General features: G+C 68.3%; 11 protein-coding genes. 4 read left to right on the top strand and 7 right to left on the bottom strand.

Features of this window, described 5'->3' with window-relative positions:
- Positions 1–15 precede the first annotated feature (15 nt).
- From gyrA to dnaA, 7 genes are all read right to left on the bottom strand, one after another.
- The gene (gyrA, locus tag OG867_RS15900) at positions 16–2,670 is read right to left on the bottom strand and encodes a DNA gyrase subunit A (protein ID WP_406286009.1); all 2,655 of its coding nucleotides are present in this window, start codon (positions 2,668–2,670) and stop codon (positions 16–18) included.
- 46 nt (positions 2,671–2,716) lie between these two features.
- Positions 2,717–4,804, bottom strand: coding sequence for a DNA topoisomerase (ATP-hydrolyzing) subunit B (gyrB, locus tag OG867_RS15895; RefSeq protein WP_406286007.1), 2,088 nt, complete (start codon positions 4,802–4,804; stop codon positions 2,717–2,719).
- Positions 4,805–5,159: 355 nt separating this feature from the next.
- A complete protein-coding gene (locus OG867_RS15890) occupies positions 5,160–5,723 on the bottom strand; it encodes a DciA family protein (protein ID WP_328901158.1) in 564 nt (187 codons plus the stop codon).
- Complete coding sequence (recF, locus tag OG867_RS15885; RefSeq protein ID WP_328901159.1) at positions 5,720–6,850, bottom strand: DNA replication/repair protein RecF; 1,131 nt, start codon at positions 6,848–6,850, stop codon at positions 5,720–5,722. The genes OG867_RS15890 and recF overlap by 4 nt, the downstream gene beginning before the upstream one ends.
- A gap of 84 nt (positions 6,851–6,934) precedes the next feature.
- Positions 6,935–7,813 (bottom strand): phosphogluconate dehydrogenase (NAD(+)-dependent, decarboxylating), encoded by an 879-nt coding sequence (gene gnd, locus OG867_RS15880; protein ID WP_406286003.1) that lies wholly within the window; start codon positions 7,811–7,813, stop codon positions 6,935–6,937.
- A gap of 128 nt (positions 7,814–7,941) precedes the next feature.
- Entirely contained in the window at positions 7,942–9,072 is a 1,131-nt protein-coding gene (gene dnaN, locus OG867_RS15875) for a DNA polymerase III subunit beta (protein WP_073966647.1), read from the bottom strand.
- A 952-nt stretch (positions 9,073–10,024) separates the two neighbouring features.
- Positions 10,025–11,824 carry a chromosomal replication initiator protein DnaA gene (gene dnaA, locus OG867_RS15870; RefSeq protein WP_406286000.1) on the bottom strand — a complete coding sequence of 600 codons (1,800 nt, stop codon included), beginning with the start codon at positions 11,822–11,824 and terminating at the stop codon, positions 10,025–10,027.
- Positions 11,825–12,206: 382 nt separating this feature from the next.
- Here dnaA and rpmH point away from each other — a divergent pair, with 382 nt between their 5' ends.
- Genes rpmH through yidC form a run of 4 tightly spaced genes read left to right on the top strand, consistent with a single transcriptional unit; the run spans position 12,207 to position 14,359 of the window.
- Positions 12,207–12,344: a 50S ribosomal protein L34 gene (gene rpmH, locus OG867_RS15865; protein ID WP_010985740.1), complete on the top strand. Its 138-nt coding sequence runs from the start codon at positions 12,207–12,209 to the stop codon at positions 12,342–12,344.
- A gap of 21 nt (positions 12,345–12,365) precedes the next feature.
- Positions 12,366–12,737, top strand: a complete 372-nt coding sequence (gene rnpA / locus OG867_RS15860; RefSeq protein WP_328901162.1) for a ribonuclease P protein component — start codon at positions 12,366–12,368, stop codon at positions 12,735–12,737.
- A complete protein-coding gene (yidD, locus tag OG867_RS15855) occupies positions 12,734–13,093 on the top strand; it encodes a membrane protein insertion efficiency factor YidD (protein ID WP_073863860.1) in 360 nt (119 codons plus the stop codon). Before rnpA ends, yidD begins: the two co-directional genes overlap by 4 nt.
- 3 nt (positions 13,094–13,096) lie before the next feature.
- A complete protein-coding gene (yidC, locus tag OG867_RS15850) occupies positions 13,097–14,359 on the top strand; it encodes a membrane protein insertase YidC (RefSeq protein ID WP_406285997.1) in 1,263 nt (420 codons plus the stop codon).
- The last annotated feature ends 9 nt before the right edge of the window (positions 14,360–14,368 follow it).

Raw genomic sequence — 14,368 nt, 5'->3', positions numbered from 1 at the left:
GGCTCCACTCACGCTCTACTCCTCGTGCTCCCCGGTCGAGGACGACGTGTCCTCGACATTGCTGTCGACCGTGCTGCCTGCGGCCTCGTCGGCCGTGCTCGCCTCGGTCGTCCCGCCTTCGGCGTCGCTGTCGACGGGTCCGTCGACCTCGTCGGCCTCGCGGCCCGCCTCGGCGTTGCGGGCGATGCCGACAACGGCGTCCCGCTTGCCCAGATTGATCAGTTGGACGCCCATGGTGTCACGGCCCGTCTCCCTGACTTCGTTGACTCGCGTACGAATCACGCCACCGCCGAGCGTGATGGCGAGGATCTCGTCCGTCTCCTCGACCACCAGCGCACCGACCAGCGAACCCCGGTCCTCCACGATCTTGGCGGCCTTGATGCCGAGGCCGCCGCGACCCTGGACGCGGTACTCGTCGACGGGGGTCCGCTTCGCGTACCCGCCGTCAGTGGCAGTGAACACGAAAGTACCGGGCCTGACGACATTCATCGAGAGCAGTTCGTCTCCCTCGCGGAAACTCATGCCCTTGACACCCGAAGTGGCACGGCCCATCGGCCGCAGCGCGTCGTCCGTCGCGGTGAACCTGATCGACTGGGCCTTCCTGCTGATGAGCAGCAGGTCGTCCTCGGACGACACCAGCTCCGCGCCGATCAGCTCGTCGTCGCTGCCGTCGGCCGTCTCGCGCAGGTTGATCGCGATGACGCCTCCGGAGCGCGGTGAGTCGTAGTCCTTCAGCGCGGTCTTCTTCACCAGGCCGCCCTGGGTGGCCAGGATCAGGTAGGGCGCGGCGTCGTAGTCGCGGATCGCCAGGATCTGCGCGATCTGCTCGTCCGGCTGGAAGGCCAGCAGGTTCGCGACGTGCTGGCCGCGCGCGTCCCGGCCGGCGTCCGGCAGCTCGTACGCCTTGGCCCGGTAAACGCGGCCCTTGTTGGTGAAGAACAGCAGCCAGTGGTGCGTCGTCGACACGAAGAAGTGGTCGACGATGTCGTCTTCCTTGAGCTTCGTGCCGCGCACGCCCTTGCCGCCGCGCTTCTGCGAGCGGTAGTCGTCCGTCTTCGTCCGCTTCACATAGCCGCCGCGGGAGATCGTGACGACGATGTCCTCCTCGGCGATCAGGTCCTCGATGGACATGTCACCGTCGAAGGGCACCAGCTTGGAGCGCCGGTCGTCGCCGAACTTCTCGACGATCGCCGCCAGCTCCTCGCTGACGATCTGCCGCTGCCGCTCGGGCGACACCAGGATCGCGTTGTACTCGTTGATCTTCGCCTGGAGCTCGTCGTGCTCGGCGGTGATCTTCTGGTGCTCCAGAGCGGCCAGCCGGCGCAGCTGCATCTCCAGGATCGCGTTCGCCTGGATCTCGTCGATCTCCAGCAGGCCCATCAGGCCCTCGCGCGCGATCTCCACGGTGTTGCTGCGCCGGATGAGGGCGATGACCTCGTCGATGGCGTCCAGGGCCTTGAGCAGACCGCGCAGGATGTGCGCGCGCTCCTCGGCCTTGCGCAGCCGGAACTTCGTACGCCGGACGATGACCTCGATCTGGTGCGTCACCCAGTGGCGGATGAATGCGTCGATCGACAGGGTGCGCGGCACCCCGTCCACCAGCGCCAGCATGTTGGCGCCGAAGTTGCTCTGCAGATCGGTGTGCTTGTACAGGTTGTTCAGGACGACCTTGGCGACCGCGTCCCGCTTCAGGACGACGACCAGGCGCTGGCCGGTACGCGACGAGGTCTCGTCACGGACGTCCGCGATGCCGCCGACCTTGCCGTCCTTCACCAGGTCGGCGATCTTCTGCGCGAGGTTGTCGGGGTTGGTCTGGTACGGAAGCTCCGTGACCACCAGGCACTGGCGGTTCTGGATCTCCTCGACCGCCACGACCGCGCGCATCGTGATCGAGCCGCGGCCGGTGCGGTACGCCTCCTCGATGCCCTTGCGGCCCACGACGAGCGCGCCGGTCGGGAAGTCCGGTCCCTTGATGCGCTCCATCAGGGCGTCCAGGAGGTCCTCCTGCGAGGCATCCGGGTGCTCCAGATACCACTGGGCGCCGGAGGCGACCTCGCGGAGGTTGTGCGGCGGGATGTTGGTCGCCATGCCGACCGCGATGCCCGCGGAGCCGTTGACCAGCAGGTTCGGGAAGCGCGCCGGCAGGACCGTCGGCTCCTGGTTGCGGCCGTCGTAGTTGTCCTGGAAGTCGACGGTCTCCTCGTCGATGTCCCGGACCATCTCCATGGACAGCGGCATCATCTTGCACTCGGTGTACCGCATGGCGGCGGCCGGGTCGTTGCCCGGGGAACCGAAGTTGCCGTTGGAGTCCACCAGCGGCATGCGCATCGACCAGTGCTGCGCCAGGCGCACCAGGGCGTCGTAGATGGAGGAGTCGCCGTGCGGGTGGTACGTACCCATGACGTCACCGACGACGCGGGCGCACTTGTAGAAGCCCTTCTCGGGCCGGTAGCCGCCGTCGTACATCGCGTACAGCACCCGGCGGTGGACGGGCTTGAGGCCGTCCCGCACGTCGGGCAGAGCACGCGACACGATGACGGACATCGCGTAGTCGAGGTAGGAGCGCTGCATCTCCGTCTCGAGCCCGACGGGCTCGACACGCATGCCCACGCCCTCGACGGGCGGGACCTCTTCGGGTGTCACGGGGGCAGGGGTGTTCTCGTCGGCCATTGCTGGTCAAAGTCCTTTCGCGCGGCGGCTTGCTTGTACGGCCGACTCAGATGTCGAGGAAGCGGACGTCCTTGGCGTTGCGCTGGATGAACGAGCGCCGCGCCTCGACGTCCTCACCCATCAGCACCGAGAACAGGTCGTCGGCCTGCGCCGCGTCGTCGAGCGTGACCTGGCCGAGCACCCGGTGGTCGACGTCCATCGTCGTGACACGCAGCTCCTCGGCGTTCATCTCGCCGAGACCCTTGAAGCGCTGGATCGAGTCTTCCTTGATCCGCTTGCCGTTCTGCTTGCCGAGCGCCACCAGGGCGTCGCGCTCGCGGTCCGAGTACGCGTACTCGAAGTCGTCCCGGCCCCACTTGATCTTGTAGAGCGGCGGGCGCGAGAGGTAGACGTGCCCGGCCTCGACCAGCGGACGCATGAAGCGGAAGAGGAACGTCAGCAGCAGGGTGTTGATGTGCTGACCGTCGACGTCGGCGTCCGCCATCAGGATGATCTTGTGATAGCGGAGCTTCTCGATGTCGAAGTCCTCGTGGACCCCGGTGCCGAAGGCCGAGATCAGTGCCTGGACCTCGGTGTTCTGCAGGATCTTGTCGATCCGGGCCTTCTCGACGTTCAGGATCTTGCCGCGGATCGGCAGGATGGCCTGGTACATCGGGTTACGGCCGGACTTCGCCGAACCACCGGCGGAGTCACCCTCGACGATGAAGATCTCGCACTTCGTCGGGTCGTTGGACTGGCAGTCGCTCAGCTTGCCCGGCAGCGAGGCGCTCTCCAGGAGCCCCTTGCGACGGGTCAGGTCACGCGCCTTGCGGGCCGCCACGCGGGCGGTCGAGGCGGCGATGCCCTTGCGGATGATGTCGGCGGCCTCGTTCGGGTTCCGGTCGAACCAGTCCGTCAGCTGCTCGTGGACGACCTTCTGCACGAAGGTCTTGGCCTCCGTGTTGCCCAGCTTGGTCTTCGTCTGGCCCTCGAACTGCGGCTCGCCCAGCTTCACCGAGATGATCGCCGTCAGACCCTCGCGGACGTCCTCACCGGTGAGGTTGTCGTCCTTCTCGCGCAACAGCTTCTTGTCGCGCGCGTACCGGTTGACCAGCGAGGTCAGTGCCGCACGGAAGCCCTCCTCGTGCGTACCGCCCTCGTGCGTGTGGATCGCGTTGGCGAAGGAGTAGACACCCTCGCTGTACTGCGTGTTCCACTGCATGGCGATCTCGGCCGAGAGGAGACGGTCCTTGTCCTCTGCCTCGATGTCGATCACCGACTGGTGGATGACATCGCCCTTGCGGGAGTTGAGGTACTTGACGAAGTCGACGATGCCGTTCTCGTAGTGGTACGTGACCGTGCGGGTCGTCTCGTCCTCGGGGACCTCGGTCGCCTCGGCGCTGTCGGCACCGGCCGTGGCCTTCGCCGACTCGCGCTCGTCGGTCAGCTTGAGGGTGAGGCCCTTGTTGAGGAAGGCCATCTCCTGGAAGCGCCGCGAGAGGGTCTCGAAGGAGTACTCGGTCGTCTCGAAGATGTCCCCGTCGGCCCAGAAGGTGACCGAGGTGCCCGTCTCGTCGGTGGCCTCGTTCTGCGCCAGCGGGGCGGTCGGGACGCCGAACTTGTAGTCCTGGGTCCAGCGGTAGCCGTCCGTCTTGACCTCGACTGCCACCCGGGTGGACAGGGCGTTGACGACGGAGACGCCGACGCCGTGCAGTCCACCGGAGACGGCATAGCCGCCGCCGCCGAACTTGCCGCCCGCGTGCAGGACGGTGAGCACGACCTCGACGGCCGGCTTGCCCTCGGACGGCACGATGCCGACCGGGATGCCACGGCCGTTGTCGATCACGCGCACCCCGCCGTCGGCGAGAATCGTGACGTCGATGGTGTCCGCGTGCCCGGCCATGGCCTCGTCGACCGAGTTGTCCACGACCTCCTGCACGAGGTGGTGGAGACCGCGCTCACCGGTCGAGCCGATGTACATGCCAGGTCGCTTGCGGACCGCGTCCAGACCCTCCAGCACGGTGATCGCGCTGGCGTCGTACGAGGGCTGTGCCTCGGCCGGGGCGGGAGCGGCGTCGCCCTTGCCCTGTGTGGACGGAATGTTCTCGTTGGGGTTGCCGGAATCGGCCACGAAGCGCCCTTTCTGGCACAGCACAGGCCGTTCTCCGGGCAGGCGGGAGCGGCTGCGTCGTTCGGCTTGTATCGACGAATCCCGCAAGACGGCGGGATTGTTCATCAGTCTACCGGTAGCGCCGACCCGAATGGGGGTTTGCGGGTACCTGAGTACGCATGTGCCGCCCTGAATGAGCGGCTGACGACTCCCCATATCCGGGACGGGGCCTCAAGGGGCTCACGCAGGCGTTGAGCGCTTCGGCCTGTCAGCCCTCCGCTACGGTGAGGGACGCCCGCTCACCACCAGCTGGTTTCACGTGCCACGTCATCGGGCCCCCGGGCAGCCGGAACGCGGCCCAGGGCCGGGCGTGGATGAGAAAAGACCAGGTCGCGGCGGGTCAGCCGTAGGTGTCGCCCGGGCCAGTGCTTCCCGGGGCGCGCAGCGGGCCGAACCGGTGCTGCGGCCCGCCGGGACCCAGCACCTTGATCATCCGCACCGTGCCGTTGCCCAGGTCCGCGTTGAGCCGGGCCACCAGCTGGGGAGCCAGCAGCCGCAGCTGCGTCGCCCAGGCCGTCGAATCGCACTGCACGGTCAGTACGCGCTGGTCCGGCTCCTCGTCGTACCGCACGGGCACACAGTGCAGCGCGAGGTCGTCGCCGACGATCTGCGGCCAGCGGCCCATCACCCCGCCGACCGCCGCCGGGGTCTCCCAGCCGCGCTCGGTGATCAGCCGGTTGATCGCGGCACCCAGCGGCAGCGGATCGCGGCCGTCCCGCCGCGCCCCGGAGCGCAGCCCGCCGCCGCGCCTGGCCTGCTTCTTCTGCTGCGCCGCCTCACCGCGCGCCCGCGCCTGCTCCTTCGCCGCGCGCAGAGCGACGCGGGCCAGGTCCACACCGGACGGCTCCGCCGGCTTCGCCCCGTCCTCGCCGCCGGGGGCCTTCCCCTCGCCGTCGCCGCTCACACCCGCTCCACCCCGCCGGCGGACACCGCGTACCGCGTCCCCGCGAGCGCCCCCGGCACGTCGTCGTCCACCGCCGCGGTCACCAGCACCTGTTCGGCCGGCGCCACCAGCTCCGCCAGCCGCTCCCTGCGGCGGGCGTCCAGCTCGGCGAACACGTCGTCCAGCACCAGCACCGGTTCGTTGCCCTCGCCGCGCAGCAGCTCGTACGAGGCGAGGCGCAGCGCCAGCGCGTACGACCAGGACTCCCCGTGGCTCGCGTATCCCTTGGCGGGCATCCCGCGCAGGCCGAGCACCAGGTCGTCGCGGTGCGGGCCGACCAGCGTCACTCCGCGCTCGATCTCCTGCTTGCGGGCCCCGGCCAGGGCCTCGATGAGCTGCCCGTACAGCTCCTCACGCGTGCGCGCGGGGCCGGCCTCGCCACCGACGGAGCTGCGGTAATCCAGCGCCACCGGGCCGCCGCCCGGAGCCACGTCCCCGTACGCCTTGTCCGCCAGCGGCTGGAGCGTGGCGATCAGGTCCAGGCGCTGGGCCAGCAGCTCCGCGCCGACCTCGGCCAGATGCTGGTCCCACACATCGAGCGTCGACAGGTCCAGGGAGCGCCCGCCGTGTCTGCGGGCCATGGCGGCGGACTTGAGCAGCGTGTTCCGCTGCTTGAGCACGCGCTCGTAGTCGGAGCGCACCCCGGCCATCCGCGGCGACCGCGCGGTGATCAGCTCGTCCAGGAACCGCCGGCGCTCGCCTGGGTCGCCCTTGATCAGGGCCAGGTCCTCGGGGGCGAACAGCACGGTCCGCACGATGCCGAGCACGTCACGGGGTCTGACCTGCGACGATCTGTTGATCCGGGCGCGGTTCGCCTTGCCTGGGTTGAGCTCGAGCTCGACCAGCTGCGAGCGCTCGCCCTGGGTGACGGCCGCCCTGATCACCGCGCGCTCGGCGCCCACGCGGACGAGCGGGGCGTCGGAGGAGACGCGGTGGCTGCCGAGCGTGGCGAGATAGCCGACTGCCTCGACCAGATTCGTCTTGCCCTGGCCGTTGGCCCCCACGAACGCGGTGACGCCCGGGTCGAGGGACACCTCGGCCCGGGCGTACGAACGGAAGTCGGCCAGCGACAGATGCGTGACGTGCATGTTGTGCGCCGACCTTCCCGGCTTCCTGCTCCGTGCTCCGTCGGCGGGAGGGGCGGTCGGCGCCTCCCGCTCTTCGTTGCGGGGCTACTTCTTGTTCTCGACCGCGTGGCCGCCGAACTGGTTGCGCAGCGCGGCGATCATCTTCATCTGCGGGGAGTCGTCCTGGCGCGAGGCGAAGCGCGCGAAGAGCGACGCCGTGATCGCGGGCAGCGGCACCGCGTTGTCGATCGCGGCCTCGACCGTCCAGCGGCCCTCGCCCGAGTCGGCCGCGTAGCCGCGGAGCTTGTCGAGGTGCTCGTCGTCGTCCAGGGCGTTGACCGCCAGGTCGAGCAGCCAGGAACGGATGACCGTGCCCTCCTGCCAGGAGCGGAAGACCTCGCGCACGTCGGTGACGGAGTCGACCTTCTCCAGGAGCTCCCAGCCCTCGGCGTACGCCTGCATCATGGCGTACTCGATGCCGTTGTGGACCATCTTGGCGAAGTGGCCGGCGCCGACCTTGCCCGCGTGGACCGCGCCGAAGTCGCCCTCGGGCTTCAGGGCGTCGAAGACCGGCTGGACCTTCGCCACGTCCTCGGCGGCGCCGCCGTACATGAGCGCGTAGCCGTTCTCCAGGCCCCAGACGCCGCCGGAGACGCCGCAGTCCACGAAGCCGATGCCCTTGGCACGCAGCTCCTCCGCGTGCTTCTCGTCGTCGGTCCAGCGGCTGTTCCCGCCGTCCACGACGATGTCGCCGGGCGAGAGGAGCTCGGCCAGTTCGTCCACGGTGGACTGGGTCGCGGCTCCGGCCGGGACCATCACCCACACGACCCGGGGACCCTTGAGGCTGCCCACAAGCTCTTCCAGGCTGTGGACATCGGCGACATCCGGGTTGCGGTCGTAACCGATGACGGTGTGGCCTGCGCGGCGGATGCGCTCGCGCATGTTGCCGCCCATCTTGCCGAGGCCGACGAGACCGAGCTCCATCAGAGATTCCTTAGCGTTGTGCCGATTCGTACCCGCATCCGAGCCTACGCCCGGAAGGGGACAGGACGCCGGGCGTGCTCGGCGCTGAACACGCCCGTCGGGCCCCGCCTGGGCGGGGCCGGGGGAGGTCAGCCGGAGAGGCGGACCGGCATGATCAGGTACTTGTACGCGTCGTCCGCCTCGGCGTCCACGGCCGGGCGGCCGCTGAGCAGCGCCGGCTTGGTGGAGGTCGTGAACGAGAGCTGGGCGACCGGGGAGTCGATGGCGCTGAGGCCGTCGAGCAGGAAGGTCGGGTTGAAGGCGATCGAGATGTCGTCGCCCTCCAGCACGGCGTCGACCCTTTCCACAGCCTGTGCGTCGTCGCTGGACCCGGCCTCCAGGATCAGGACGCCCTGCTCGAAGGTCAGCCGGACCGGGGTGTTGCGCTCGGCCACCAGGGCGACGCGCTTGACGGCCTCCACGAAGGGGGCGGTCTCGATCACGGCGACCGAGTTGAACTCGGTGGGGAAGAGCGTCCGGTACTTCGGCAGGTCGCCTTCGAGCAGTCGGGTGGTCGTACGCCGTCCGGCGCCCTCGAACCCGATGAGCCCTTCGCCCGCGCCGGAGCCGGACAGCGCCAGGGTGACCGTGTCACCGCTGGTGAGGGCCTTGGCGGTGTCGAGCAGCGTCTTGGCGGGGACCAGGGCGACGGCGGAAGCCTCCGGGTCCTCCGGCTTCCAGAGGAACTCGCGGACCGCGAAGCGGTAGCGGTCGGTCGAGGCGAGGGTGACGGTGTCGCCCTCGATCTCGATGCGGACGCCGGTCAGGACGGGCAGCGTGTCGTCGCGGCCCGCGGCGATGGCGACCTGGGCGGCGGCGGAGGCGAAGACCTCACCGGGCACGGTGCCGGTCGCGGTCGGCATCTGCGGAAGCGCCGGGTACTCCTCCACAGGAAGGGTGTGGAGTGTGAATCGCGAGGAGCCGCAGGAGACGGTCGCCCGTACACCGTCTGTGGAGATCTCCACCGGCCGGTTGGGCAGGGCGCGGCAGATGTCGGCGAGCAGCCGGCCGGAGACGAGGACGGTGCCGTCCTCCTCGACCTCGGCCTCCACCGAGACCCGCGCCGAGACCTCGTAGTCGAAGCTGGAGAAGCTGAGCGCTCCGTCCTCGGCCTTCAGCAGAAGGCCCGCGAGAACGGGCGCCGGCGGACGGGCCGGAAGGCTGCGGGCCACCCAGGCCACCGCCTCCGCGAGTACATCGCGCTCCACCCGGATCTTCACCGGAACCGCCTCCTGCTGTTTTCGCCCTGTCGGCCTTCGTCGTCGTCGGCCTTCGTCGTCTGGTCGGGTCGCTCCGCCGATGCCAGGGGGAGGACGCCGGGGACCAGTCTGACGCACCGCACCGACACTCGTTGCTGCTCGGGGTCAAATCGCGGCGAGCGGTCCGGAGCGCTCCGAGGGCGAGTTGTGCACAGGCCCCACTTCGAAACGGATTCCGGGCTAACTATGGGTGGTGGTAGTAGTAGGCCCTGTGGAAACCGTGGATAACCCCGTTTTCGCAGCTCAGAGCCTGTTTTTTATCCACCGACCCTGTGGGTGGAACCGGTGGACAACCCGGGCTTTCTGTGGACACCCGGAAGTTGTGCACAACCCGTACACAGGGGAGGGCAGTTTCTCCCCAGGTCTGTCCCCAGCTTTACCCCCGTTCCCCACAGGCCAACCCCGCCTCTCGGTGTGACGCCTTTCACTCGGGGCGGTGACGGGGCCTGTCGTGTTGCCGAACAGTGGACAGCGATGTGGAGAAGCGGCCTCCTGCTGGGGAAAACAGCCTCGGACCTGTGGGCAGTCGGTGGACAACCTCGATCACGGCCTGTGGATGAAAATCTTGTCCACAGGCTGTGGATCGTCGTTGACCACAAATCCCCAACCCGCTGAGCTGGCCCGATGTCCTCCCGAAGGTTCGGCCTGTGGATGCAGTATGGACAACTTTTGGATCCCCAGGCTGTGGAGGGAAAAAAGTGCCCGGATCTGTGGAGAACACCCGTGACCTCCCGATTAATCGAACAGGCTGGGGCCTCCGGGAGCCGACCCGGTAGACGGCCGGCCGGTGTCCGGAGGCGCGTGAAGGGGGTTGCGAGCCGCTTTTCGGGGAACACGGAAGGGCGCTGTGCGGACTCCTGACGAGTCCGCACAGCGCCCTTCGGGTACGTGCGGGAGTCGGCGCTGGGCGCCGTCAGCCGTTCTTGATGCGGTTGGTGAGCTCGGTGACCTGGTTGTAGATGGAGCGCCGCTCCGCCATCAGCGCCCGGATCTTGCGGTCCGCGTGCATCACCGTCGTGTGGTCCCGGCCGCCGAACTGCGCACCGATCTTCGGAAGCGACAGATCGGTCAGCTCACGGCACAGGTACATGGCGATCTGCCTGGCCGTCACCAGCACCCGGCTGCGGGACGATCCGCAGAGGTCTTCCACCGTCAGGCCGAAGTAGTCCGCGGTCGCCGCCATGATGGCGGACGCCGTGATCTCGGGGGCGCTGTCCTCGCCCCCCGGGATCAGATCCTTCAGCACGATCTCCGTGAGCCCCAGGTCCACGGGCTGCCGGTTGAGGCTCGCGAAGGCCGTCACCCGGATGAGGGCGCCCTCCAGCTCACGGATGTTGCGCGAGATCCGCGAGGCGATGAACTCCAGAACCTCCGGAGGGGCGTTGAGCTGCTCCTGCACCGCCTTCTTGCGCAGGATCGCGATCCGGGTCTCCAGCTCGGGAGGCTGTACGTCGGTGGTCAGCCCCCACTCGAAACGATTCCGCAACCGGTCCTCCAGAGTGACCAGTTGCTTCGGCGGCCGGTCGGAGGACAGCACGATCTGCTTGTTGGCGTTGTGCAGCGTATTGAAGGTGTGGAAGAACTCCTCCTGCGTCGACTCCTTGCTCGCCAGGAACTGGATGTCGTCCACGAGCAGGATGTCGACATCGCGGTACCGCTTGCGGAAGGTGTCGCCCTTGCCGTCGCGGATCGAGTTGATGAACTCGTTGGTGAACTCCTCGGAGCTCACGTACCGCACCCGGGTGCCCGGGTAGAGGCTCCGCGCGTAGTGCCCGATGGCGTGGAGCAGATGGGTCTTGCCGAGCCCCGACTCCCCGTAGACGAACAGGGGGTTGTACGCCTTCGCGGGCGCCTCGGCCACCGCCACGGCCGCGGCGTGCGCGAAGCGGTTCGAGGCCCCGATGACGAAGGTGTCGAAGAGGTACTTCGGATTCAGCCGGGCGTGCGGCTCGCCGGGGCCGGGGGCCGGTGCGGGCTGTGCGCCCATCGGGCCCGGGGCTCCGCCGGGCCGGCCGGTGCCGGCGCGGTGCTGCGGCTCCGGCAGCTCGGGGCGCTCGGAACGGTGGCGTTCGGTGTGCTGGGGCTCGTACCCCTGGCGCTCGGGCGGCTGCTGACGGTAGTCGTGCTGCGGGGGTCGGCCGCCGCCGTACGGCTCGCGCCACTGGTCGGGCGCCGGCTCGCGGTCCTGGAACCCGCCGAGCCGGGGCTGCTGCCAGGACAGGTCCTCCTGGGTGCGCGGCCAGGCGCCGGGCTCCGGGCGCTGCTGCTGGTAGTCCGGGTAGGCGGGCCGCGCGGTGGGCATGCCGTCGTCCGAGGGCCGGCTCCCGTAGCCGTCGTACGCGTCGCCGTGCCGACCCTCGTCGTGCTGGGGGCCCTGGTAGCGGTGGGACGACTGGGGGGACTGGTGCATCGGGGGCGCCGGCGGACCCGACGGCTCGCCCGCGGAGTCGTCCACCGTGATCGCGATCCGGATGGGGCGTCCGCACTCGCGGCTCAGCGTCTCGCTGATGAGGGGGGCGAGGCGGCCTTCGAGGACCCGCTTGCCCCATTCATTGGGGACGGCGAGGAGCGCGGTGTCGGCGACCAGGGCGAGCGGCTGGCAGCGCTCGATCCACTGCTTGTCCTTCGGCTCGATGCCCTGCTGCCCCTCCCCGAGGAGCTGCTCCAGCACTCGCGGCCACACTGCGGCAAGATCGGCAGGTACGTCAGCCACAGGGCACGCTCTCTCGCTGGTCCCACGAATGTGTGGTTCTCGGGACGGTATGGGTCGGGGTGGGTGAGGACCGGCAGGCGGGAAGAAAAAGAACCGGAGTTCAACCACGGTAGTCAGCCCGACCCGCGCGGTTCAAGTCGTTGTCCACAGCCTGTGCACAATGGGGGGTCCGACAGGGTCGGTTTGACCGGATGGCGTAGCCGCGCGTACCGTGACCAGGTCGAGTTGTCGATGGCTGCTGCCGCCTGCCTCCGATGGGCAAAGACCACAATCTGTGATTGTGAATGCGGTGCACTAGGGCGTTTACGCGAGTCTCTCGTGGGCGCACGGTGACAGCCAGGCGATGTCCCGCCAACACACGAGTCATTTCTGGAGCCCCCGAGTGAGCAAGCGCACCTTCCAGCCGAACAACCGTCGTCGCGCGAAGACCCACGGCTTCCGGCTGCGTATGCGTACCCGTGCCGGCCGCGCGATTCTCGCGTCCCGCCGTGGCAAGGGTCGCGCCAGCCTGTCCGCCTGATCGCGTACAGGTCGTCATGACGTGCTGCCTTCCGAGAATCGGCTGAGGCGGCGCGAGGACTTCGCGACCGCGGTACGACGAGGACGCCGGGCCGGTCGCCCGCTCCTCGTCGTCCATCTACGAAGCGGTGCAACCGGCCCGCACGTGCCTGGGGAGAACGTTCCCCCGTCGCGTGCGGGTTTCGTTGTCAGCAAAGCCGTGGGTGGTGCGGTCGTCCGCACAGCGGTGAAGCGCAGGCTTCGCCACCTGGTCCGAGAACGGCTCGCCCTGCTGCCCCCCGGTAGCCTGGTTGTCGTACGAGCGTTGCCCGGATCGGGCGACGCCGGCCATGAACAGCTGGCCCGAGACCTGGACGCCGCCTTGCAGCGGCTGCTGGGAGGGGGCGTGCGATGAAGTACCCGCTGCTGGCTCTCATCAAGCTGTACCAGTGGACGATCAGCCCACTTCTCGGGCCTGTCTGCCGTTACTACCCGTCGTGTTCCCACTATGGATATACGGCGATCGACCGGCACGGAGCGATCAAGGGAACGGCGCTGACAGCCTGGCGCATCCTGCGATGCAATCCGTGGTCACCCGGCGGCGTGGACTACGTACCACCACGCAAACGTCCGCGTTGGCACGAACTGCTGCGCAGCGCCATACGCGGCAGCAAGGGCGGGGACTCCGCCGCTGACGTGCCTCCCGGGGGTTCGGCCACCGAGCTCCCGAGTTCGGCCGCAGAGACTTCGCCCAATGCTCAAGGAGCCTGATTAGTGGACACGATTGCCAGTCTGTTCAGCTTCATCACCTGGCCCGTCTCCTGGGTCATCGTCCAGTTCCACAAGTTGTACGGGGCGATCTTCGGCCCTGACACCGGATGGGCCTGGGGTCTGTCCATCGTGTCCCTCGTGGTGCTCATCCGTATCTGTCTGATCCCGCTGTTCGTCAAGCAGATCAAGTCGACGCGGAACATGCAGCTGCTCCAGCCGAAGATGAAGGCGATCCAGGAGCGCTACAAGAGCGACAAGCAGCGTCAGTCCGAAGAGATGATGAAGCTGTACAAGGAGACGGGTACCAACCCCCTCTCCTCGTGCCTGCCGATCATCGCGCAGTCGCCGTTCTTCTTCGCGCTCTACCACGTACTCTCCGCGATTGCCTCGAACAAGAAGATCGGTGTCATCGACCAGTCGCTGCTGGACAGCGCTCGTCAGGCCCACATCTTCGGTGCTCCGCTGGCCGCCAAGTTCATGGACAGCGCGGAGAAGGTCGACGCCCTCGGCGCTTCGCTGACCGACGTCCGGGTCGTCACCGCGATCATGATCGTGATGATGTCGGCCTCGCAGTTCTTCACGCAGCGCCAGCTGATGACGAAGAACGTCGACCTGACGGTCAAGACGCCGTACATGCAGCAGCAGAAGATGCTGATGTACATCTTCCCGCTGATCTTCGCGGTCATGGGCATCAACTTCCCCGTCGGTGTCCTCGTCTACTGGCTCACCACGAACGTCTGGACCATGGGTCAGCAGATGTACGTGATCAACCAGAACCCGACGCCTGGCAGCAAGGCGCAGGAGCAGTACCTCGGACGTGTGCTGAAGAGCGTCACCGTGCACGGCGAGGTCCGCGGCCGGACCCGGCGCAACACCGTCAAGCGGATCGTGGCCAAGGGCCCGGACCGCAATGACATCGAGCGGAAGTTCGTCGTCGGACTGGCCAAGCTCGGGCTCGCTCCCCAGGAGGACGGCACGGTCGCCAAGAGCGACACCGCCGTCGCCGAGGCCGAGGGCGGTGCCCAGCAGCGCCGCCAGCAGCCCAAGCGGCAGACGAAGGCGCAGCGCCAGACCGGTGCGACCCACCAGGGTGGAGCCCAGGACGACGACTCCGACGAGCCGGTGGCCAAGACCTCCCTGAAGAAGAGCACCGCGCAGGACGACAAGTCGAAGCCGGCGGGCAAGGCCGCGTCCGGCTCCTCACGCCAAGCCAAGTCCGGACAGCGCAAGGGCCCGCAGCGGCCCAAGCACCCGTCCAAGAAGTAAGAAGGAGTC

The sequence above is a fragment of the Streptomyces sp. NBC_00209 genome, assembly GCF_045206345.1.
Taxonomy (GTDB): Bacteria; Actinomycetota; Actinomycetes; order Streptomycetales; family Streptomycetaceae; genus Streptomyces.
The sequence above is the reverse complement of the archived record's forward strand: the minus strand, read 5'-3'. Positions and strand labels throughout refer to the sequence as shown.

Coding starts and splice junctions, on each gene's coding strand:
- gyrA (WP_406286009.1), bottom strand. CDS start 2,670: ATGGCCGACGAGAACACCCCTGCCCCCGTGACACCCGAAGAGGTCCCG.
- recF (WP_328901159.1), bottom strand. CDS start 6,850: ATGCACGTCACGCATCTGTCGCTGGCCGACTTCCGTTCGTACGCCCGG.
- gnd (WP_406286003.1), bottom strand. CDS start 7,813: ATGGAGCTCGGTCTCGTCGGCCTCGGCAAGATGGGCGGCAACATGCGC.
- yidD (WP_073863860.1), top strand. CDS start 12,734: ATGAAGTACCCGCTGCTGGCTCTCATCAAGCTGTACCAGTGGACGATC.